19 protein-coding genes and 2 pseudogenes are annotated in these 21,273 nt (G+C 65.8%); 10 read left to right on the top strand and 11 right to left on the bottom strand.

Annotated elements, in window-relative coordinates; translation table 11 throughout:
• The 8 genes from ACESL9_RS04315 to rbfA all read right to left on the bottom strand — a co-directional run.
• Positions 1-428, bottom strand: a 428-nt coding sequence (locus tag ACESL9_RS04315) for a carboxyltransferase domain-containing protein (protein WP_372674541.1), incomplete at its 3' end; no start/stop codon positions are given.
• A gap of 134 nt (positions 429-562) precedes the next feature.
• Positions 563-1,438, bottom strand: coding sequence for a glucose-1-phosphate thymidylyltransferase RfbA (gene rfbA, locus ACESL9_RS04310; RefSeq protein WP_372610097.1), 876 nt, complete (start codon positions 1,436-1,438; stop codon positions 563-565).
• The gene (gene rfbD / locus ACESL9_RS04305; RefSeq protein WP_372610099.1) at positions 1,435-2,298 is read right to left on the bottom strand and encodes a dTDP-4-dehydrorhamnose reductase; all 864 of its coding nucleotides are present in this window, start codon (positions 2,296-2,298) and stop codon (positions 1,435-1,437) included. The genes rfbA and rfbD overlap by 4 nt, the downstream gene beginning before the upstream one ends.
• Entirely contained in the window at positions 2,295-3,353 is a 1,059-nt protein-coding gene (gene rfbB, locus ACESL9_RS04300) for a dTDP-glucose 4,6-dehydratase (protein WP_372610101.1), read from the bottom strand. The genes rfbD and rfbB overlap by 4 nt, the downstream gene beginning before the upstream one ends.
• Entirely contained in the window at positions 3,350-3,928 is a 579-nt protein-coding gene (rfbC, locus tag ACESL9_RS04295; RefSeq protein WP_372610103.1) for a dTDP-4-dehydrorhamnose 3,5-epimerase, read from the bottom strand. Before rfbC ends, rfbB begins: the two co-directional genes overlap by 4 nt.
• A 91-nt stretch (positions 3,929-4,019) precedes the next feature.
• Positions 4,020-4,937, bottom strand: a complete 918-nt coding sequence (gene truB, locus ACESL9_RS04290; protein ID WP_372610105.1) for a tRNA pseudouridine(55) synthase TruB — start codon at positions 4,935-4,937, stop codon at positions 4,020-4,022.
• A gap of 55 nt (positions 4,938-4,992) precedes the next feature.
• Positions 4,993-5,727 carry a phosphodiester glycosidase family protein gene (locus ACESL9_RS04285; protein WP_372610107.1) on the bottom strand — a complete coding sequence of 245 codons (735 nt, stop codon included), beginning with the start codon at positions 5,725-5,727 and terminating at the stop codon, positions 4,993-4,995.
• Positions 5,727-6,122, bottom strand: coding sequence for a 30S ribosome-binding factor RbfA (rbfA, locus tag ACESL9_RS04280; RefSeq protein WP_372610109.1), 396 nt, complete (start codon positions 6,120-6,122; stop codon positions 5,727-5,729). The genes ACESL9_RS04285 and rbfA overlap by 1 nt, the downstream gene beginning before the upstream one ends.
• Positions 6,123-6,207: 85 nt before the next feature.
• Here rbfA and dapB point away from each other — a divergent pair, with 85 nt between their 5' ends.
• Positions 6,208-7,032 carry a 4-hydroxy-tetrahydrodipicolinate reductase gene (gene dapB, locus ACESL9_RS04275; RefSeq protein WP_372610111.1) on the top strand — a complete coding sequence of 275 codons (825 nt, stop codon included), beginning with the start codon at positions 6,208-6,210 and terminating at the stop codon, positions 7,030-7,032.
• A 195-nt stretch (positions 7,033-7,227) separates the two neighbouring features.
• Here the strand turns inward: dapB and ACESL9_RS04270 are convergent, their stop codons facing one another.
• A complete protein-coding gene (locus ACESL9_RS04270; protein ID WP_372610113.1) occupies positions 7,228-7,407 on the bottom strand; it encodes a DUF1674 domain-containing protein in 180 nt (59 codons plus the stop codon).
• Between the two features lie 44 nt (positions 7,408-7,451).
• Here ACESL9_RS04270 and ACESL9_RS04265 point away from each other — a divergent pair, with 44 nt between their 5' ends.
• From ACESL9_RS04265 to ACESL9_RS04235, 7 genes are all read left to right on the top strand, one after another.
• Complete coding sequence (locus ACESL9_RS04265; protein ID WP_372610115.1) at positions 7,452-8,729, top strand: RsmB/NOP family class I SAM-dependent RNA methyltransferase; 1,278 nt, start codon at positions 7,452-7,454, stop codon at positions 8,727-8,729.
• Between the two features lie 107 nt (positions 8,730-8,836).
• Positions 8,837-10,579 (top strand): heparinase II/III family protein, encoded by a 1,743-nt coding sequence (locus ACESL9_RS04260; protein ID WP_372610117.1) that lies wholly within the window; start codon positions 8,837-8,839, stop codon positions 10,577-10,579.
• 135 nt (positions 10,580-10,714) lie between these two features.
• Positions 10,715-12,304 carry a bifunctional phosphoribosylaminoimidazolecarboxamide formyltransferase/IMP cyclohydrolase gene (gene purH / locus ACESL9_RS04255; protein WP_372610119.1) on the top strand — a complete coding sequence of 530 codons (1,590 nt, stop codon included), beginning with the start codon at positions 10,715-10,717 and terminating at the stop codon, positions 12,302-12,304.
• 60 nt (positions 12,305-12,364) lie between these two features.
• Positions 12,365-12,898: a signal peptidase II gene (gene lspA / locus ACESL9_RS04250; protein WP_372610121.1), complete on the top strand. Its 534-nt coding sequence runs from the start codon at positions 12,365-12,367 to the stop codon at positions 12,896-12,898.
• 52 nt (positions 12,899-12,950) lie between these two features.
• Complete coding sequence (locus ACESL9_RS04245) at positions 12,951-13,478, top strand: DUF3035 domain-containing protein (RefSeq protein WP_372610123.1); 528 nt, start codon at positions 12,951-12,953, stop codon at positions 13,476-13,478.
• 100 nt (positions 13,479-13,578) lie between these two features.
• Positions 13,579-14,952, top strand: a complete 1,374-nt coding sequence (locus tag ACESL9_RS04240; RefSeq protein WP_372610125.1) for a M16 family metallopeptidase — start codon at positions 13,579-13,581, stop codon at positions 14,950-14,952.
• Positions 14,949-16,256, top strand: coding sequence for a M16 family metallopeptidase (locus ACESL9_RS04235; protein ID WP_372610127.1), 1,308 nt, complete (start codon positions 14,949-14,951; stop codon positions 16,254-16,256). Before ACESL9_RS04240 ends, ACESL9_RS04235 begins: the two co-directional genes overlap by 4 nt.
• A gap of 334 nt (positions 16,257-16,590) precedes the next feature.
• Here the strand turns inward: ACESL9_RS04235 and ACESL9_RS04230 are convergent.
• Together ACESL9_RS04230 and deoC are read right to left on the bottom strand one after the other, a co-directional pair.
• Positions 16,591-18,455 (bottom strand): annotated as a pseudogene (locus ACESL9_RS04230) (aldehyde dehydrogenase family protein); the annotation flags it as partial.
• Between the two features lie 18 nt (positions 18,456-18,473).
• Positions 18,474-19,235, bottom strand: a pseudogene (gene deoC / locus ACESL9_RS04225) (deoxyribose-phosphate aldolase); the annotation flags it as partial.
• 262 nt (positions 19,236-19,497) lie between these two features.
• Between deoC and ACESL9_RS04220 the strand changes: the two are divergent.
• Positions 19,498-20,460 (top strand): metal ABC transporter solute-binding protein, Zn/Mn family, encoded by a 963-nt coding sequence (locus ACESL9_RS04220; protein ID WP_372610129.1) that lies wholly within the window; start codon positions 19,498-19,500, stop codon positions 20,458-20,460.
• Positions 20,461-20,473: 13 nt separating this feature from the next.
• Positions 20,474-21,271, top strand: a complete 798-nt coding sequence (locus ACESL9_RS04215; protein ID WP_372610131.1) for a metal ABC transporter ATP-binding protein — start codon at positions 20,474-20,476, stop codon at positions 21,269-21,271.
• Positions 21,272-21,273 lie beyond the last annotated feature (2 nt).

Genomic DNA, 21,273 nt, shown 5'->3' with positions numbered 1-21,273 from the left:
AACCCGATGGCCAGCACCCGCACCGGATGGGCAACGAGGTCGGCCACCGCCTGCTCCTCGCTCATGCCGAGAAGCGCGGCGGTTTCGGCCAGTTGCGGCCCGAAATCACCACCAAAGGCCGTGGGGATATGCCAATGACGCCCGGCGCCATCCATCGGCGTGGACCAGTCGCGCGTGCTGGCGCGGTCCTGCAGGGCCCGTGTCAATTCGGCACGGCTCACGACCGCAGGGTCAAAGCGCAGATAGACCGAACTCAGCGCCGAGGCGACCTCGATCACACCCTGTGGCGGGTCCGACTCCAGATCGCGGGCAAAACCCAGGACCGCACGATTGGCAGCATCGTCAAGCCGGGTGGAAAACCGCACGAGCAACCCGTCAACGCCGAGCGGCGCGATATCGGGACAGTCGGGGCGGGGGTCGGCGGACATTCGGGCGAAACTCCTGTTAGGTCTGCAACGATACTTTCGCAGGAAACGCGCAAAGAAAACCCCGTTTCCATTCATTCATCAAAGGCACACGCCCACCTTTTCGAAGCCCGGCATAGCCGCCCCGATCCGCCGGCTCACTCCCTGAGCAAACCCAAGAGGTAGGTGCCATAATCGTTCTTTTCGAAGGCCCGGGCCCGTTCTCGCAACGCATCCGCCCCGATCCAGCCCTTGTTATAGGCAATCTCGTCCGGGCTGCCGGTTTGCAGCCCTTGCCGCCGTTCCAGCGTGCGCACGAAATTCCCCGCATCCAGCAGGCTGCCATGCGTTCCGGTATCGAGCCACGCATACCCGCGCCCCATCTGTTTGACGCTCAACAGCCCATCGGCCAGGTACATTTCCAGAAGCGTGGTGATCTCGAACTCCCCACGCGCGGATTTCTGCACCTTCCTCGCCCGATCGGGCGCGCTCCCGTCGAGGAAATAGAGCCCCGTCACCGCATAGTTCGACGGCGGCACCTCGGGCTTTTCCATGATCGCGCGCACCGCTCCGTCCGCGTCGAAATCCACAACGCCATAGCGCTCGGGGTCGGCCACGCGATAGCCAAAGACGGTGCCGCCTTGCCTGTTCGCATCGGCCGCCATCAAGAGCTCGGGCAGGCCATGGCCGAAAAAGATGTTGTCGCCCAGGACCATCGCGCTCGGCGCTCCGGCCAGGAACTCCTCGGCCAGAACATAGGCCTGGGCCAGGCCCTCGGGCTCTTCCTGCATGATATAGCTCAGGCCAAGCCCCCATTGGCTGCCATCGCCCAGCACCCGCTTGAACTGCGCCTGGTCGTGGGGCGTCGTGATCACCGCGATCTCGCGAATATCGGCCAGCATCAGCGCGCTGAGCGGATAATAGATCATCGGCTTGTCGTAGATCGGCAAAAGCTGCTTCGACACCCCGAGGGTGATCGGATAGAGCCGCGTGCCGGACCCGCCAGCCAGGATGATACCCTTGCGATCTGTCATGCCTTGAGTGCTCCAAGTTCGGAAAGAATGTCGTTCAACCCGTCGCGCCAGTCCGGCCTCGCGATACCGAAAACGGCCGCCGTGGCGGCATTGTCCAACCGCGAGTTCAGCGGCCGCTGCGCCGGCGTGGGATAGGCGGTGGTCGCAATGTCCTCGACCGCGCAGGCCAGGCCGGTTCGCGCAAATATCTCGCGCGCGAAATCGGCCCAGCTCACATCGGGCGCACCCGAGAAATGATAGGTGCCGCTCTTGCCCCGGTCATCGAGCAATTGCGCCGCTATGATCAGGCATGCATCGGCGATATCGGCGGCCGGGGTCGGCCCGCCCACCTGATCGGCAACGATGGTGAGTTTCTCACGCTCGGCCCCCAGCCGCAGCATCGTCTTGACGAAATTGCCCCCATGCGCCGACACCACCCAGGACGTGCGCAGGATCGCATGTGGCCCCCCGGCGCCGCGCACCGCCTTTTCCCCGATCAGCTTGCTGCGCCCGTAAACCCCCAATGGCGCGGTCGTATGATCGGTCGCAAAGGGCGCCACGCCCGCACCATCGAACACGTAATCGGTCGAAATATGCACCACGGGCAACCCGCGCGCGGCGGCGGCACGGGCAATCGCACCGGGCGTTTCGCCGTTGATGCGCCGGGCGCGGGCCTCGTCCTCCTCGGCCTTGTCCACGGCGGTATAGGCGGCGGCGTTGATGATCGCCTGCGCATCGCTGCGCGCCACAATATCGGCACAGGCGTCGGGGTTTTCGAAATCGGCCTCGGCCCGGCCCAGGGCCACCACCTCATGCGCGCCCGCTCGGCGCTGCAATTCCGTGGCCACCTGTCCGGACCTGCCAAACACCAGGACCTTCATCGCGCGCCCCCGGTGCCCAGCCTCTGGCCCACGCCCTGCCGGTTCTGCAAGGGCCGCCACCAGTCCTCGTTGTCGAGATACCACCGCACCGTGCGTTCGAGCCCCTCCTCGACCGTGACCGACGGCCGCCAGCCCAGTTCCTCGCGAATGCGCGTGGGATCGATCGCATAGCGCGCATCATGCCCCGGACGGTCAGCAACAAAGGTGATCTGCTCGGCATAGGGCTTGCCGTCATCCCGCGGGCTGAGCCGGTCAAGGATGCCGCAAAGGGTCCGGACCAGTTCAAGGTTGGTCCGTTCGTTCTCGCCCCCGATGTTGTAGGACCGCCCCACCCCGCCGCGCTCAAGCACGGTCAGAAGGGCATCGGCATGATCCTCGACATAAAGCCAGTCGCGCACGTTCGACCCGTCGCCATAGATCGGCAACGGCCTGCCCGCCAGCGCACCCAAGATGATCACCGGGATCAGTTTCTCGGGAAAATGATAGGGCCCGTAATTGTTCGAGCAATTGCTCAGCACCACCGGCAGGCCATAGGTTTCGTGCCAGGCCCGGACAAGGTGATCCGAACTGGCCTTCGAGGCCGAATAGGGGCTGCGCGGATCATAGGGCGTATCCTCGGTGAATTTCACCACCGGATCATCGGGCAGCGAGCCGAACACCTCATCCGTGCTGATATGATGGAACCTGAAATCCTCGGGCCGACCCTTGCGCTCCCACAATGCGCGGGCCGATTGCAACAGGTGAAACGTGCCCATCACGTTGGTTTCCATGAACACGCCCGGCCCGTCGATGGACCGGTCCACGTGGCTTTCGGCGGCCAGATGCATGATCGCCTCGGGCGCATGGCGCGCGATACAGGCCTCGACCGCCGCGGCGTCGCGAATATCCACATGCTCGAAATGGTAACGCGGGCTATCCGCGACCGCCGCCACGTTCTCAAGACAGGCGGCATAGGTCAGCGCATCGAGATTGACGACCTCGTGGCCCCTGTCCATGGCCTGCCGCACCACGGCCGAGCCAATGAACCCGGCCCCTCCTGTCACCAAGAGTTTCATTCCCGTGCCCCGTCATAGGTGAACGGGCTGTCGAACTCGGCCAGGCGCGGGGCCGCTTCGTCCTTGCCGGACAGAACGACCCCGGCCGGATCCACGCCCCAGTCGATCGCGATATCCGGGTCATCGAACCGCACAGCGCCATCATGAGGTTTCGAATAGTAGTCAGAGCATTTGTAGACGATCTCGGTCATCGGCTCGCGCGTGACGAACCCGTGCATAAACCCCTCGGGGATCAGGAGCTGCCGGCCATTGTCGAAACTCAGCTCGACCCCGACCCAGTGACCATAGGTCGGGCTTCCCCTGCGGATATCGACCGCCACGTCGTAAAGCCGCCCGCGCCCGCAGCGCACCAGCTTGGCCTGTGCAAAGGGCGGCGCCTGGTAATGCAGCCCCCGCACCGTGCCCGCCCGTTCCGAAAGCGAGTGATTGTCCTGCACGAAATCAATGTCGAGGCCGGCCTCCTGCATCCGCTTGCGGTTCCAGCTTTCGCTGAAGAACCCGCGGTTGTCGCCATGACGTGCCGGAGTCAGGATCAACACACCTTCAAGGGCAGTCTTCTCGATTTCCAAGGTCATCTCTCACAAATTGCCGGAACAACGAAATTTCTCCCGCTGGGTAGCAAGTTACGCGGCAAAAGTCATCTGTCTTCTCCGGTCGCGCCCGCGCTCAAGCAGAAGCGTCCCGGTTAAAGACGCGCGCCGGGTGCAATTCACCTGACTTGTAGCGCCCGACCGCCAGCGCCCGGCCCTGGTGGGAGGCCCAGCATTCCTCGCCATAGTCCACGTCATGGGCGATCACCATGCCCGGGTTGCCATTGCGCAACCGCACCGCGCCCTGGTCCGTGGCCCTGACCTCGGGCAGATCCACCAGCCCCTCTTCGAGCGGGCGCAGCCAGTCATCGAGTTCCGGTTTCCGCGCCAGCCGGTCCAGCGTCTCAAGGTCGATTCCGTCCTCGGCGTCGAACGGCCCCGACCAGATCCGCCGCAACCGCTCCACATGCCCGAAACAGCCCAGCGCCTCGCCCAGGTCCCGGGCAATCGCGCGCACATACCCGCCCTTGCCGCAACTCATCTCCAGCACCACCCGGTCCGCGTCGGGCCGGTCAATGAGCAACAGTTCCTCCACCCAAAGGGGCCGCGCCTCGATCTCCAGATCCTCGCCAGCGCGGGCAAGCTTGTAGGCGCGCTGCCCGTCGATCTTGACCGCCGAGAATTGCGGCGGCACCTGCATGATATCGCCCACGAACCCACCCAGCGCCGCCTTGATCTCGTCGTCACCGGGGCGCAGGTCGGACGCGGCAATCACCTCGCCCTCGGCATCGTCGGTGTTGGTCGCCTGTCCCAGCCGCACGGTAAAGCGATAGCACTTGAGCGCGTCGGTAACATGGGGCACGGTTTTCGTCGCCTCGCCCAGCGCCACGGCCAGAACCCCGGTCGCCTCGGGATCGAGCGTCCCGGCATGGCCCGCCTTCCTGGCGTCAAACGCCCAGCGCACCTTGTTGACCACCGCGGTCGAGGTCATCCCCGCGGGCTTGTCCACCACCAGCCACCCGGAAATGTCCCGCGCCTTGCGTTTGCGTCCCATGCACCTGCCCTCGCTGCCGTCGAAAGCGGTCGCCTAGCCCATGCGGCCCGGTCGGTCAATCGCCCCGCTCGACCACGCCCACGATCGGCCCCATCGGCAAACCGGCATCCGACCGGCCCAGCGCGGGCGCGTGCAGGCGCGAGATATTGCCATCGAAGTAAAGCGCCTGCGGCAGGTCCAGCGCATCGCGGAACAACCGCCCGAATTCATGCAACGTCACCGCACCCTTCGAAATCGCGAACACCACCCGCGCCCCGTCCTCCGATGTGCCGACACCGTTGCGGACATAGCGGCTCGTGCTGTCGGGCAGGAACCGGGGATGCAATTCCCCGTCGATCACCAGCATCGGACCCGACTGGCTGGCATCGCGGCAATCGGGTTCCTCACGCGCGAACCGCATGGTCTCGATCACATCGGCCCGCCCGTCCCGGAGGCAGAAAACCCCGTTCGGCAAAAGCCCGAAATTCCCCGGCCCCGCCCGCGTGATCAGGCCCTGCACCTCCTGCCCGCCCTCGCGATAAAGCCCCACCGGGCTGCGGTCGCCGTGATACATGCCCGCGTTCATCGCGAATGCCAGCCGCTCGCCCCGCTTGGAAAGCCGCGCCTCCAACGCCGGGAACGTGCCGATCACCTGCCCGGCGTCATCTTCCAGAAAAAGCCGGATATCCGCGGTTCGCGCGTCCACCTCGCAGATGGCATAGCCATTGCCGTCATGGCGCAGCTCGCGACACTCGACCGCCCCGGCGATCCCGGGCACGAACAGCAGCGCAAGTGCGGCCCAGACCCGCATCAGTCCTCCAGATCGCGCCGGACGTTCTCCTGGCTGAACAGGCGTCGCGTCTCGTCCAGCCGGTCAAAGGTCTCATCCAGCCGGAACCGCAGGTCGGGCGCGTATTTCAGGGTCAGGTCCTTGCCGATGATCCGCCGCAACTCGCCCTTGTTGCGCGCCAGGGCCTTGATCGCATCCTCCTGCCCCTCGCCGCCCAGCGGCAGGACATAGGCAGTGGCGATCTTGAGGTCGGGCGTCACCCGCACCTCGCCCACCGTGATCGACATCCGGTTCAGCTCGGGGTCATGCACATCGCCCCGCGCCAGAACCTGTGCAAGGGTGCGGCGGATCAACTCGCCGACCCGCAATTGTCGCTGCGACGGGCCGGACCCGTCCTGGAACCTGTTCTTTGCCATGGGCTGCACTTAAGCCTTCCACCGGCCTTTGCCAAGCACGCGATGCTCGGCTATGCAAGACAAACCCAGACAGGAGACCCGCGCCATGAACGACCTGCCCCGCACCGACCTTCCCGGCATCGTGATCACCGGCGCCTCGGGGCGCATGGGCCAGATGCTGCTGCGCACGGTGGCCGCTTCCGACAAGGCGCGGCTTGTGGGTGCAATCGAACGCAAGGGGCACGACTGGATCGGTCGCGATGCGGGCGAGGCGATCGGGATCGGCCCGCTGGGCGTGACCATCGAGGATGATCCACTCGACGCCTTCGCCCGCGCTCAGGCGATCATCGACTTTACCGCGCCCGCCGCCACGCTCGAGTTTGCCGCGCTGGCCGCACAGGCGCGCGCCGTGCACGTGATCGGCACCACCGGCATGAATGAGGCCGACATTGCCACGTTGGAACCCGCCGCCCGTCACGCGGTGATCATCCGTGCCGGCAACATGAGCCTCGGGGTGAACCTGCTCACCCGGCTGACCCAAAAGGTGGCCGAGGCGCTGGACGCGGATTACGATATCGAGGTGATCGAGGCCCATCACAACCAGAAGGTCGATGCGCCCTCGGGCACCGCGCTGATGCTGGGCGAGGCGGCGGCGCAGGGACGGGGCGTGTCGCTCAAGAAGGTCTCTGATCGCGGCCGCGACGGCATCACAGGCAAGCGCGAGAAAGGCCATATCGGCTTTTCCGCCATTCGCGGCGGCGACATCGTGGGCGAACATGACGTGATGTTCGCCGCCGCCGGTGAACGCATCATCCTGCGCCACGTCGCCACCGACCGCTCGATTTATGCCCGGGGCGCGCTCAGGGCCGCGCTCTGGGGGCAGGACAAGACGCCGGGGCAATATGACATGATGGATGTGCTGGGGTTGTAAGGTCTTTCCAAGCCGCGTGGCGACGGGCCGCGGTGCGGCGCTCCCCGGTCCGTGTTGCAGCGCTTTATGCCAGAAAAGCCTGAAAACATCCAAGCCGCGCACGAAGCTCGGCCAAATCGCCGCGCCGGGGGGCGGCCCGGCGATGCGCGGCGGCCTTCGGCCTTGATTCCGCGCGGGGCTTGACCGTTGGCGCCCTCAGAAATCGACCGCGATTCCCTTCCGCTCCCAATCGCCGTATCGCACCGGCTCGGGCCCATCGCGCCCGCCCAACTCCTTGGGCAGCGCCTCGGCCTTGGCTTCGGCCTCCTTGCGGCGCGCCTCGGCTTCGGCGAGGGCGCGGATCGCGGCGGGGGGAAGGTCTTTCTTGTCGCTCATGCGCCTGATATAGGCCGCCATCGACCGCTTGCCAAGGACATCGCATGTCAAAGCCCCGCACCCATTCCGCCCGCCGCTCGGCGGTCTACCTGCTCGACCAGATCCTCGGCGAAGGCCGCCTCATGAGCGAGCTGGCCGGAGCGGGCGCGCTCGACCGGCTCGAACCGCCCGACCGGGCCCGCGCCCAGCGGCTGGCGAACGAAACCCTGCGCGGGCTGGAACGCGCTGACCGCCTGCTCAAACCGCACCTGCGCAAGACCCCGGCGCTGCATATCCGCAACATCCTGCGGCTGGGCGCGGTCGAACTGGCACAGGGCGGCGATGCCCATGGTGTGGTCAACGAGGCGGTGACCATCGCCGCCGCCCACCGCCGTCATGGCCATCTCAAGGGGCTGGTCAACGCCGTGCTGCGCAAGCTGGTCCAAGAGGCCCCGGCGAAATGGGATAGCTTGCGCATCCCGCGCCTGCCCAAATGGCTCCGCGCACCGCTGATCGAGGCATATTCCGGCGAAACAGTCTCGAAATTCGAGGCCGCGCATTTCGCAGGGGCACCGCTCGACCTGACCGCGAAAACCGACCCCAAGGCAGTGGCACAAGCCACCGGCGGAACACTCCTGTCCACGGGCTCGATCCGGCTTTTCGGCGCGCCGCAGGTTTCCGCCCTGCCCGGGTTCGCCGCCGGCGACTGGTGGGTGCAGGATGCCGCCGCCGCGCTGCCCGCGCGCATTCTCGACGCGCGCCCGGGCGAGCGCGTGCTCGACCTCTGTGCGGCCCCCGGCGGCAAGACCCTGCAACTCGCCGCCACCGGGACCGATGTCACCGCGCTCGACCTCTCGGAAACCCGCCTCGCACGGGTGCGCGAGAACCTTGCCCGCACCGGGCTCACCGCGCAGGTGGTTCAGGGTGATGCGCTCACCCATGCGGGCGGCCCCTATGACGCGATCCTGCTCGACGCGCCCTGCTCGGCCACCGGCACGATTCGCCGTCACCCGGACCTTCCCCACGCCAAGGACGGATCCGAGTTTGCTGCGCTCATCGCGTTGCAATCAGCGATGATCGACCACGCGCTCACGCTCCTCGCCCCCGGTGGGCGGCTGGTGTTCTGCACCTGCTCGCTCCTGCCGGACGAGGGCGAATGTCAGGTCGAGGAGGCCCTTGCCCGCCACCCCGGCCTTGCCACCGACCGCGCCACGCTGGCCTGCCCCGGAATCGACCCGGCCTGGATCACCGAAGAGGGCGGCTTGCGCCTGCGCCCGGATTTCTGGGCCGATCAGGGCGGCATGGACGGATTCTACATCGCCTGCCTGCGCCGCCCGGCCTGACATAATGCCGCCCAAACCCGATCGGGCGGACATTCCCTGATGACCTGTCATCAAACCCGGGCTATCATGGGCCAAACCTCGCCAAAGAGGGACACGAGGCCGAGCAAATGCCCCAAAGGGAAGCGAAACACGCGCTGCCTGCGCGCATACTCAACCGCTTTCACGCGCGGGCGAGCACGAGGGCGAAAACGGCAACCGCCTTCGTGTCGCATCCCGAACCCCGCTCGATCGGTCTCTATGCCCGCGGAAAGCAACTGGTCGCCGGGAATTTCCTCTTCGCCGGGAGCCTTGTCGAGGATACGCGCAAAAGCATCTGGCAAATCGACCCGCCCAGCCCCGAGTTCGCCGAGGATCTGCACGGGTTCGGCTGGCTCGACGATCTGGCCGCCGTCGGCGATCCGCCCGCGCGAACCAGGGCTCAGGCGTGGCTCTGGGACTGGATCTCGCTTTACGGGCGCGGGCGCGGCCCCGGCTGGACGCCCGAACTCACCGGCCGGCGCCTGCTGCGCTGGATCAGCCACGCGATCTTCCTGCTGCACGGCTCTGACAAGGCACAAAGCGATGCCTTCTATCGCTCGCTGGCCCAACAGACCCTGTTTCTCGGCCGCCGCTGGCCCGCCGCCAGATCCGGCCTGCCCCGCTTCGAGGCGCTGACCGGGCTGCTCTATGCCGGGCTCTCGCTCGAAGGCATGGAACAGCACGTCGCCCCCGCCAAGCGCGCACTGGCCGCCGAATGCAAGGCCCGAATCGACGCCGAGGGCGGTATTTCCACCCGCAATCCCGAAGAGCTTCTCGATGTCTTCACCCTGCTGACATGGGCCGCCGGGGCGCTCGATGACGTGGGGCAGAAGCCCCTGCACGACCATCTCGACGCGATCGACCGGATCACGCCCACGCTGCGCACGCTGCGCCATGCCGACGGGTCGCTGGCGCGCTTTCATGGCGGTGGCAAGGGGATCGAGGGGCGCCTCGACCACGCACTGGCGGCCTCCGGCGTGAAATCGCGTATGCCCGACGGGCTCTCCATGGGGTATGCCCGGCTCTCGGCGGGGCGCACCAGCGTCATCATCGACGCGGCGCCGCCCCCAAAGGGTCGCGACAGCCATGACGCCCATGCCAGCACCCTGGCGTTCGAGCTGACCTCGGGTCGTCGCCCGCTCATCGTCAATTGCGGCTCCGGGGCGAGTTTCGGTGCCGAATGGCGGCGCGCCGGTCGCGCCACGCCATCGCATTCCACCCTTTGCATCGACGGCTATTCCAGCGCCCGCCTCGTCGGCGGAACCGGCAGGCGCCGCGACCAGATCGCCGATGGCCCCAGCCGCGTGCCCGTGGAAATGGGCCACGCACCCGACGGGTTTCGCTTTCAGGGCGGGCATGACGGGTGGGTCGGCACCCATGGCCTGACCCATGCGCGCACGCTCGAACTCACCCATGACGGCATCGGGCTTTTCGGCGAGGATCTGCTGGTCGCCCTCGACCCGCCCGACCGCAAACGCCTGAACAAGCGCCTCGCCGAGGCGCTCGACCCCGGTATTCTCTTTCACGTGCGCTTTCACCTCCACCCCGAGGTCGATGCCGAGATCGACATGGGCGGCACCGCGGTATCTCTCGCGCTCAAGAGCGGCGAGCTTTGGGTGCTGCGCACCGATGGCAGTATCGAGATGACGCTCGAACCGTCGGTCTATCTCGAAAAGGGGCGCCTCAAACCCCGCGCCTGCCACCAGGTCGTGCTGACGTCGCGCGCCACCGACGAGGCGAGCCGCGTGCGCTGGTCCCTGGCCAAGGCCCAGGATTCGCCGCTCCATGTCCGCGACCTCAACCCCGACCTGATCCCCGCGGTGCAGGATTAGGGCCAACGGCAGCGGCGCACAGATCCGCACAAACGGCCGCTGGCGGCACCGCGACAACGATTGCGGTTCTATCTTCCGGCGAATTGTCCTATGCCGCGCGGCAAGAGCCGACATGTCACCAAGCGGAGCAAACCGATGCCCAATCTTGCCCCTCTCACTCGCGCCCTTCTGTCCGTGTCCGACAAGACCGGCCTGGTCGATCTGGCCCGCGCCCTCGATGCGCGCGGGATCGAACTGCTCTCGACCGGCGGGTCGGCCCGCACATTGCGCGAGGCCGGACTGCCCGTGCGTGACGTGGCCGAGGTGACAGGCTTTCCCGAGATGATGGATGGCCGGGTCAAGACCCTGCACCCGATGGTACATGGCGGGCTGCTGGCGTTGCGCGACGATGACGCCCATGTCGCCGCGATGGAGGAACACGGCATCGGCCCGATCGACCTTCTCGTGGTCAACCTCTACCCGTTCGAGAAAACCGTGGCCAAGGGCGCCGATCATGACACCTGCATCGAGAATATCGACATCGGTGGCCCCGCGATGATCCGCGCCGCGGCCAAGAACCACGCCTTTGTCAGCACCCTCACCGATGTCGAGGATTACCAGCCGCTTTTGGCCGAGTTAGAGACACATGACGGCCACACGACACTGGCCTTTCGCCAGCAACTGGCCCAGCGCGCCTATGCCCGCACCGCCGCCTATGACGCGGCTGTCAGCACGTGGTTCGCCGGGGCGCTGAACGATCCCGCCCCCCGTCGCCGCGCCTTTGCCGGAACCCTTGCCCAGACCCTGCGCTATGGCGAGAACCCGCACCAATCGGCCAGCTTCTATACCGACGGCACGAACCGCCCCGGCGTCGCCACGGCGACCCAGCATCAGGGCAAGGAACTCAGCTACAACAACATCAACGACACCGACGCCGCCTTTGAACTGGTCAGCGAGTTCGCGCCCGGCGACGGCCCGGCCTGTGCCATCATCAAGCACGCCAATCCCTGCGGCGTTGCCCGGGGCGCGACCCTGAAAGAGGCTTACGCAAAGGCGTTCGACTGCGACCGCACCTCGGCCTTCGGCGGGATCGTCGCGCTCAACCAGCCGCTGGACGAGGAAACGGCCGAAGAGATCGCGCAGATCTTTACCGAAGTCGTCATCGCCCCCTCGGCCAGCGACGCGGCGCGCGACCTTTTTGCCGCGAAAAAGAACCTACGCCTGCTCACCACCGGCGCCATGGCCGATCCGCGCGCGCCGGGGCTCGCCTTCCGGCAGGTCTCGGGCGGGTTCCTGGTGCAGGACAAGGACAACGGCCATGTCGCGCCGGACACGTTGCGCGTGGTCACGAAACGCACACCTTCGGAGCAGGAAATGGCGGACCTCCTGTTCGCATGGAAAGTGGCCAAGCATGTGAAATCGAACGCCATCGTCTACGCCAGGGCCGGTGCCACCGTGGGCGTCGGCGCCGGCCAGATGAGCCGCGTGGACAGCGCCAACATCGCCGCGATCAAGGCTGCCCGCATGGGCGAGACACTGGGCCTGTCCGAAAGCCCGGCCAAGGGATCGGTGGTGGCGTCGGATGCGTTCTTTCCCTTCGCCGACGGCCTGATGGAGGCCGCAGCCGCCGGGGCGACGGCAGTGATCCAGCCGGGCGGAAGCATGCGCGACGACGAAGTGATCGCCGCCGCGGACGCCGCCGGGCTGGCTATGGTCTTGACCGGCATGCGGCATTTCCGGCACTAATGGGCAATCGAGCGACCGAGGTCGGATCAACCGCCCCACGACGAGGCAGGAGATAAACCCATGCGCACCGTTTTCTGGGTGGGGTTCTGGACATTTCTGGCCGACCAGGCCAGCAAATGGGTCGTGGTGCATTGGCTGAGCCTGTCCCGGCGGCTTGAAATCGACGTGCTCCCGCCCTTTCTCAACCTGCGCATGGCCTGGAATCACGGCATCAACTTCGGGCTTTTCGGCAATGGTTTCGACGCGATGCGCTGGGTGCTCATCGCGGTGGCGCTGGCGATTTCCGGCGCGGTCGTCTGGTGGGTGTATCATGAGAAGGCGGGCCTCCGGGCACGGATTGCCGCCGGGCTCCTGGTCGGCGGGGCGCTGGGCAACGTCGTGGACCGGCTGCTCTATGGTGCCGTGGCGGATTTCCTGAACATGAGCTGCTGCGGCATCCGCAACCCGTATTCCTTCAACGTCGCCGATATCGCGGTCTTTGCCGGGGCCATAGGCCTGATACTCTTCACCGGTGGACAGGATGGCGGGCAGAAAAACGTCAAACCCGGCGGCAAAAGGGCACCCAAGGCAAATCAGGCCAAAAACGGCTCGTGACGCCAGTGTCGTGATGGGGTAAACCTGTGCCAAGTTGTGTGGGAGTGCAAAGATGCGCAAGCGCGTCCTGATCCTGATGATCTCTGCCCTGGGTCTTTCGGCCTGTGGTGGCAATGAACGTGACATAACCCTGCGTGACATGCGTTCGGCCACGCCCGGCCCGGACGAATTCTCGGTCCTGCCGACCAAGCCGCTCGAGGCCCCGCCCGAACGTGGCGACCTGCCCACGCCCACACCCGGCGCGGCGAACCTTGTCGATCAGAATCCACGTGCCGATGGCGTCGCCGCGCTTGGCGGCCGACCCGAACGGCTCTCGCCCGGCGACGTGCCCGCGTCGGACGGGGCATTGGTGCGCCACGCGGGACGCAATGGCGTGCCTGCCAACATCCGCGAGGAACTGGCCGCCGTGGACGAGGATTTCCGCCGCCGCAAGTCGCGCTTCACCCGGATTCGTATCGTCCCGACCGACCGCTACAACCAGGTCTACCGGGGCCAGACCCTCAACCCGCGCGCCGAGGCCGAACGGTTCCGCCGCGCGACCGGCGTGCGCACGCCGACCTACCCGCCACCCAACCGCTGACCGGCCCCTCACGTCTGCGTCACCGGCACCGCACCCGGCTTGAAGCCGCGGGGCGATGGCCTATCTTGTGCGCAGCGTTCTCCAGACAAAAGGACAGCCCATGTTGCGCCTTGTGCCCCTTCGCGCCACCTTCCTCGCCCTGACCGTCACGTTCGTTCTGGCCCTCGCACCGGGCACACGGGCCGACGACACGGTGACGCATTTCACCCTCGACAACGGGATGGAGGTCGTGGTGATCGAAGACCACCGCGCCCCGGTCGCCATGCACATGGTCTGGTACCGGGTCGGCGCGGCGGACGAACCCCCCGGCCAATCGGGTATCGCGCATTTCCTCGAACACCTGATGTTCAAGGGCACCGAGACCCTCGCCCCCGGTGAACTCTCGCGCACCGTCGCGCGCAATGGCGGCCGCGACAACGCTTTCACCAGCTATGATTACACCGCCTATTTCCAACGTGTCGCCGCCGACCGGCTTGACCTCGTGATGGGGATGGAGGCCGACCGGATGGTCAATCTGCGCCTCGCCCCCGAGGCCGTCGCCACCGAACGCGATGTCGTCCTCGAGGAACGCAACCAGCGCACCGAGAACAACCCCTCTTCCCTCTTTCGCGAACAGAAGAACGCGGCGCAATATCTCAACCATCCCTACGGCGTGCCGATCATCGGCTGGCGCCACGAGATCAAGACGCTCGACCGCGAGGCGGCACTGGCCTTCTACGAACGCTTCTACACCCCCAACAACGCGATCCTGGTCGTCGCGGGCGATGTCAGGCCGGACGAGGTGCGCGCGCTGGCCGAAGAACATTACGGCCCGCTGCCGCCCAATCCCGACCTCGCCGACCGCGCACGCCCGCAAGAGCCGCCCCAACTGGCCGAGCGCCGCCTGGTATTCGAAGACCCGCGCGTCGCCCAACCCTGGGTCAACCGCTCCTACACGGCACCCGCACGGGAAAGCGGCGCACAGGAAAAAGCCGCGGCGCTCAACATCCTGGCCGAGCTTCTGGGTGGTGGCACCACCTCCTACCTCGCCGAGAAACTGCAATTCGACGATGAGATCGCGGTCCATACATCGGCCTACTATGACGGGCTCTCGCTGGACGACACGACCTTTTCGCTCATCGTGGTGCCCGCCGACGGCGTTTCCCTGCAACAGGCCGAAGACGAGATGGACGCGACGCTCGCACAATTCATCGAAGACGGGATCGACAGCGAAGATCTCGACCGGGTCAAGATGCAACTGCGCGCCGCACAGGTCTATGCGCGAGACGATGTCGAACGCCTGGCCAACCGCTATGGCCAGGCGATGACCCAGGGCCTGACCGTGGCCGACGTGCAGGCATGGCCCGACGTTCTCCAATCCGTCACCGAGGATGACATCCTTGCCGCCGCGCAAGAGGTGTTCGACCGCCGCCGCGCCGTCACCGGCTGGCTCAACGCGCCATCCGAAACCGCGCAAGAGGAGATCATCCAGTGATTCGCTTCGTCCTTGCCTTTGCCGCCACGCTTTTCCTTGCACTTCCCGCCCGCGCCGGCGTCGAGATCGAAGAGGTCACGTCGCCCGGCGGTATCACCGCCTGGCTGGTCGAGGAGCGGTCGATTCCCTTCGTCGCGCTCGAACTGCGCTTTCGCGGCGGCGGCTCGCTCGACGCACCCGGCAAACGCGGCGCGACAAGCCTCATGACCGGCCTGCTCGAAGAAGGGGCGGGCGACATGGACGCGCGCGAATTTGCCCGCGCCTCCGAACGGCTCGCCGCCTCGTTCCGCTATGACGTGAATGACGACGCGGTGACCGTTTCCGCCAAGTTCCTGACCGAGACCCGCGATGATGCCATCGCGCTCTTGCGCGAGAGCCTGGTTGACCCGCAATTCGATGACGACGCCATCGAGCGTGTGCGCCGGCAGTTGCTCTCGTCGATCCGCTCGGATGAAAAGGACCCCCGCGCCATCGCCGGGCGCGTCTTTGACGCGAAGATCTATGGCGACCATCCCTATGGGACGCCGCTTGACGGCACGGCGGAGAGCGTATCGGCGCTCACGCGCGACGACCTCGTCGCGGCGCATCGCGGCGCGCTCGCGCGCGACAGGCTCTATGTCAGCGCCGTGGGCGACATAACCGGCGAAGAGTTGGGCGCCCTGCTCGACCGGCTGCTTGCCGACCTGCCCGAATCCGGCGCTGATCTGCCCGGACCCGCCGAACCCCGGCTCGATGGCGGGATCGAAGTGGTCGATTTCGACACGCCGCAATCGGTGGTGCAATTCGCGCAGCCGGGACTCGATTTCGACCACCCCGACTACTTCGCGACCTACATCCTCAACCACATCCTTGGCGGCGGCGGTTTCGAATCGCGGCTGATGAACGAAATCAGGGAAAAGCGCGGCCTGACCTATGGCATATATTCCTACCTGGTCGACAAGGACCAGGCCGATCTCTGGATGGGCTCGGTCGCCTCGTCCAACGAGCGCGTGGCCGAGGCCATCGAGGCGGTGCGTGAGGAATGGGTTCGGGCCCGCGATGAGGGCGTGACAGAGGAAGAGCTCGAACAGGCCAAGACCTATCTGACCGGCTCCTATCCTCTGCGCTTTGACGGCAATGGCCCGATCGCCCGGATCATGGTGGCGATGCAGATGTCGGACATGCCCATCGACTATATCGAGACCCGAAACGACCGGGTGAATGCCGTCACGCTCGATGACGTGAACCGCGTCGCAAAGGAACGGCTCGACCCCGAACGGCTCAGCTTCGTCGTTGTCGGGCGTCCGCAGGGGCTGTCGAACTGACGGACGAGAAGTTGCGCCGACTGACGTCGTCGCGGCGGGGCCTCGCTTTCGCTCGGCCCATCAGAACGAGGGGCCCGTGCCAGGGGTCTTGCGGCGGGCCGTGGGTCAACCCGGGGATTGAGTATTTTTCCCAAGAAAGAACCGGCAAGTCTTGTCATCTCACGGGTGGCGCCGTGCGCCGCGTTAACCGCTTTCGCGGCGGATTTTCCGCAGTGCGGCGGTGTACGCCTGGCAGCCGGGCCGCAGCCGGAGATCACCCCCCTGATTCATCGGGGCCAGCCCGGCGTTAACCTTTCGGGACGGCTGTCAGGCCCCACCGCAGGCAAGCGCCCGCTCACGCGCCGCAAGGCACCCAGATCGTCTTGACCTCGGTCGCTGCTTCAAGAAAGGTGCTTCCCTCGCCTTTGGCTGAAAACCAGTCTCTAACAAGGCCATTATTGACCCATGTGCGCTTGAGATTACGCACGCTCTCGCGCTCGATCACTCCGGAAATATCCGAGGACGAAAACGACCAGACCGCAACCACATCCATATGCGCCGCCATTACCGGGGCCAGCGCGTCATGTTTTCCAACCAGAATGCTCACCACCCCACCGGGCAGATCGGACGTGTCGAGAACCTGGTAAAAATCAGCATAAACAAGGGGGTAAGGCTCGCTTGCAACCAGGACCGCACGGTTTCCCATGGCGATTGCCGGCCCCATCACCGACACCAGTCCCAGGAGCGGCACCTCATCGGGACAGAACACCCCGATCACCCCCACCGGCGCGCGCAGGCCCAGCGCCATGCCCCGCATCGGCACGCCATGCACCTGCCCGTCAAACTTGTCCGCCCAGGCGGCATAGGTGAAGAGGCGGCAGATGCTGGCCTCAACTTCCCTGTCGCCCCCGCGTCTACCTTTCATCTTGTTGATTTCACGGGCAAACTCATCGGCCCGGGCCTGCTTGCCACCAATATAGAGTTTCGGAGTGCGGTCGATGCCCTCGAAAGTGCCACTTTTCCATGTGTTAGGCTCGATTCCGACCAAGTGTCGCGACGCACGATCCGCAGGCCGGGTATAAGCGCGCAGCCCTTCCCAGCCGCCTTCGCGGCCAGAACCACTCTCGCGACACCCCCGAAAGCGGCGGCAGCATCGAACATGTTGGAGCCGTTGATCCAGATCACCCCCGCCTCGATCTGCGGCGCGATATCGAGCGCGAGATTCACATTCTTGCTCCAGACACTCGCTGCCAGCCCGTATTTCGTGCTGTTGGCCAAATGCACCGCTTCATCTGGTGTGCGGAACGTGGTTGAAACCAGAACGGGGCCGAAAATTTCCTCCTGCATCAGGCGATGCGACGGCGCCAGCCCGCTGATCAGCGTCGGCGGATAGAATGACCCCTCGGCAGGTAGTTCCGTGCCGACGCTGAACCGTTCATCCTCCGCGCAGCCCTCGACCATCTCGGTGATGGCCCGCAACTGCGCCGGATCGACGATCGCCCCCACATCGATGCATTTGTCGAGCGGATTGCCGATCCGCAGGCTCTGCATTCGCGCCTTCAGCTTGTCGTGAAACCGCTCTGCGATTCCCTCCTGCACCAGAAGGCGCGACCCTGCGCAACAGACCTGCCCATGGTTGAGCCAGATCGCATCGACCAGCCCCCCGATCGCCGAGTCGAGATCGGCAAAAAGAAGCGCGGTCAACGACGTGTATTCGGCCGGTTTCAACACCACCGTGTTGCCCATCGCCAGCGTTGGCGCCACCTTCCAGGCCAGCATCAGCAGGGGGAAGTTCCACTAGATCACCTGTCCGCAGACCCCCACCGGGGCGCGGTCGGGCAATTGGCTTTCCATCAGTTGCGCCATGCCCGCGTGAAAATAGAAATGCCGCTGCGCGAGAGGCAGGTCGATGTCGCGGCTCTCGAGGATCGGCTTGCCGTTATCAAGCGTCTCTAACACGGCGCAAAGCCGCGCATTGCGCTGCAAGATGCGGGCAATCGCATAAAGGTGTTTCGCCCGCCCGTGCCCGCCAAGCCGCGCCCATTTGCCCTGTGCCTTGCGCGCCGCCGCAACCGCGGCATCCACATCCACCTGCGTCGCCTGGGTGAGCGTCTCCAATGTCTCGCCATTGGCCGGGTTGCGTGAAAGGAACCCATCGCCCGGTGGCGTGAACGCCCCGTCGATGAAATGGCCGAACCGGAACAGCGCCGGGGTCAGCCACGGCTTGCCCAGCTCTTCCTTGATCAGCACGAGATAGCTCAGCGCATCCTTGGCCTTGCCGATCCCGCCCGCCGGTTTGTATCCCACGCAATGGCCTGTTGCGGCGTAATAGTCCCTGATCGCGCGGATCATCACCAGTGACACCGGCAGCGTCGCGTTCGCTGCCTCCTTGCCGGTCGAGGTCTTGATGAAATCCGCCCCCGCCATCATCGCCACCAGCGACGCGCGCGCCACGTTGCGCAGCGTGCCGAGTTCTCCGGTGGCAAGGATCGCCTTGAGATGGGCCGGGCCACAGGCCGCGCGAAAGGCGCTGATCTCGTCGTAATGCGCGGCCCAGTTCCCGGTGAGCACATGGCGCAGCGAAATCACGATGTCGATCTCCTCGGCGCCGGCCTTGACGCTTTCCTCGATCTCGGCCAGCCGCAGGTGAAACGGCGTGAGCCCGGCGGGGAACCCTGTTGAGACAGCCGCGACCGGAATGCCCGACCCTTCCAGCGCCGCGCGCGCCGGTGCGATCATCTCGTGATAGACACAGACCGTGCCCACGCGCAGCCCCTCCATCCCCAGCGAATCGAGCAGATCGGCGCGCACCGGTTGGCGCGCCTTGGCCGCGAGGCGGTGCACACGGCCCACGGTATCATCGCCGGCAAGCGTGGTCAGGTCGATGCAGCTGATCGCCCGGCACAGCCATGCCGCCTGATATTCCTTGTTCACCGTGCGCCGCCCCGCAAGCGTCGCCACGCGCCGTTCGATGGCCGACCGATTGGCCTGCGACCGCATCACCCAGTCGAGGTCAAGCGCCATGCCCGCATTACGGGCCACGCGCGCCTGTTAAAGCCCGGCCACCGGGGTTGCTATATCGGTCTGCATGATCACGTCCCCGCTTGCCGAAGAAAGGTCTCATGCGACCGGTGCCGAGGCAAGCACGGCGTATCCGGGCATTCCGTTACCCGGAAACTTTGCGAATGACTTGCAAGAATATTGACATTCCTGCGAGTGACTCGCATATTCATCTGAACAACCCGATCCACATGAGGTTTCCATGACACTTTCCAGACGGGCGGCGCTCGGTCTGATCGCGGGGGCGAGCGCCCTTCCCCACATTGCCGGCGCGGCCAGCGCCCGGCCCGGCGTTGTCGCCACAACCGGCATGATCGCCGATACCGCGCGCCGGATCGCCGGCGACCTGATCGATGTGCGCGCGCTCATGGGTCCGGGCGTCGATCCGCATTCCTATCGCCAGACTCGAAGCGATATCGTCGCGCTCACCCGGGCCGATCTGATCCTGCGCCACGGTCTCTATCTCGAAGCCCAGCTCGAAAAGCTTTTCGCGCGCATGGCCAAACGCTCCACCCTCGTTGCCGTGGGCGAGGCGACACCGGCCGAATTTCTCATCGCGCACCCGGACTACGACAACAAGTTCGACCCGCATGTCTGGATGGTGCCCGCTCTCTGGGCTCATGCGTCCCGTGCAATCCGCGATGCGTTGACAGCGCTCCTGCCGGATGAGGCCGAGACGATCGCCGCCCGGGCCGAGGACTTCCTGACCGATATTGCCAGGCTTGACGCCTACGCCCTCGAAACCCTGACGAGCGTGCCCGAACCCGCCCGTGTATTGCTCACCGCGCATGACGCTTTCGGCTATTTCGGCCGTGCCTACGGGTTCGAGGTAATCGGCATCCAGGGCATCTCGACCGAATCCGAGGCCGGGCTGAACCGTATCAGCGAATTGGTTGAAATGCTCGCGTCCCGCAAGATCAGTGCCGTTTTCGTCGAGAGCTCGGTCTCGGATCGCAATACCCGCGCCCTGATCGAAGGTGCTGCGGCGCGGGATCACGAGGTGAGGATCGGCGGCGAGCTTTATTCGGATGCAATGGGGGCCGAAGGCAGCTATGAAGGCACCTATATCGGCATGATTGACCATAACGTCACCACCATCGCCGCCGCGCTTGGCGGCACCGTGCCCTCCCGTGGCATGAACGGGCGCCTGGCACAGGCAAGTTGAGGAAAGGGCCGCAATGCAACTTGGACTGGCCGCACGCGATGGCAGGATCGTCTCGCCCGACGAGAACAAGACCGCGCCGCTCGCGGTGCGTGGCCTGACCGTCACCTATGGTGAGAAACCTGCGCTCTTCGCGCTCGACGCCACGTTCGAGGCCGGCGTGATGAGTGCGATCATCGGCCCGAACGGGGCCGGCAAATCGACCCTGCTCAAGGCAGTTCTGGGGATGGTGACACCGGTTTCGGGCGACATCAGGGCCTATGGGCACCCGGTCAGGGACGTGCTCGACCGCATCGCCTACGTCCCGCAACGCGCAAGTGTCGACTGGGATTTCCCGGCCCGCGTGATCGACGTGGTGTTGATGGGGATGGCGCGCGAGCTGGGGCTTTTGCGCCCGGTCCGGCAGGCACACCGCGACCGCGCAATGGATTGTCTCACCCGCGTCGGGATGGAGCATTTCGCCGACCGTCAGATCGGTCAGCTTTCGGGCGGCCAGCAACAGCGCGTCTTTCTCGCCCGCGCATTGGCGCAAGAGGCCGATCTCTACCTGCTTGATGAACCCTTTGCCGGGGTGGATGCCGCCACCGAGAAGACCATCGTCGCGGTCCTAAAGTCCCTGCGCGACACGGGCCGCACCGTGGTCGTCGTCCATCACGACCTCGCCACCGTGTCGGACTATTTCGAGCGGGCGCTTTTGATCAACACCACCCGCATCGCCGAAGGGCCCGTTGCCGACGTGCTGACCCCTGATACGCTTCAGGCCACCTATGGCGGGCGCCTCGCACAGGCGCAGCTGGCCCAGATCCTCGGCTGAGA

This window comes from Aquicoccus sp. (assembly GCF_041686535.1).
GTDB lineage: Bacteria > Pseudomonadota > Alphaproteobacteria > Rhodobacterales > Rhodobacteraceae > Aquicoccus.
Note: the sequence above shows the minus strand (reverse complement) of the source record. Positions and strands in the feature narration are given on the sequence as shown.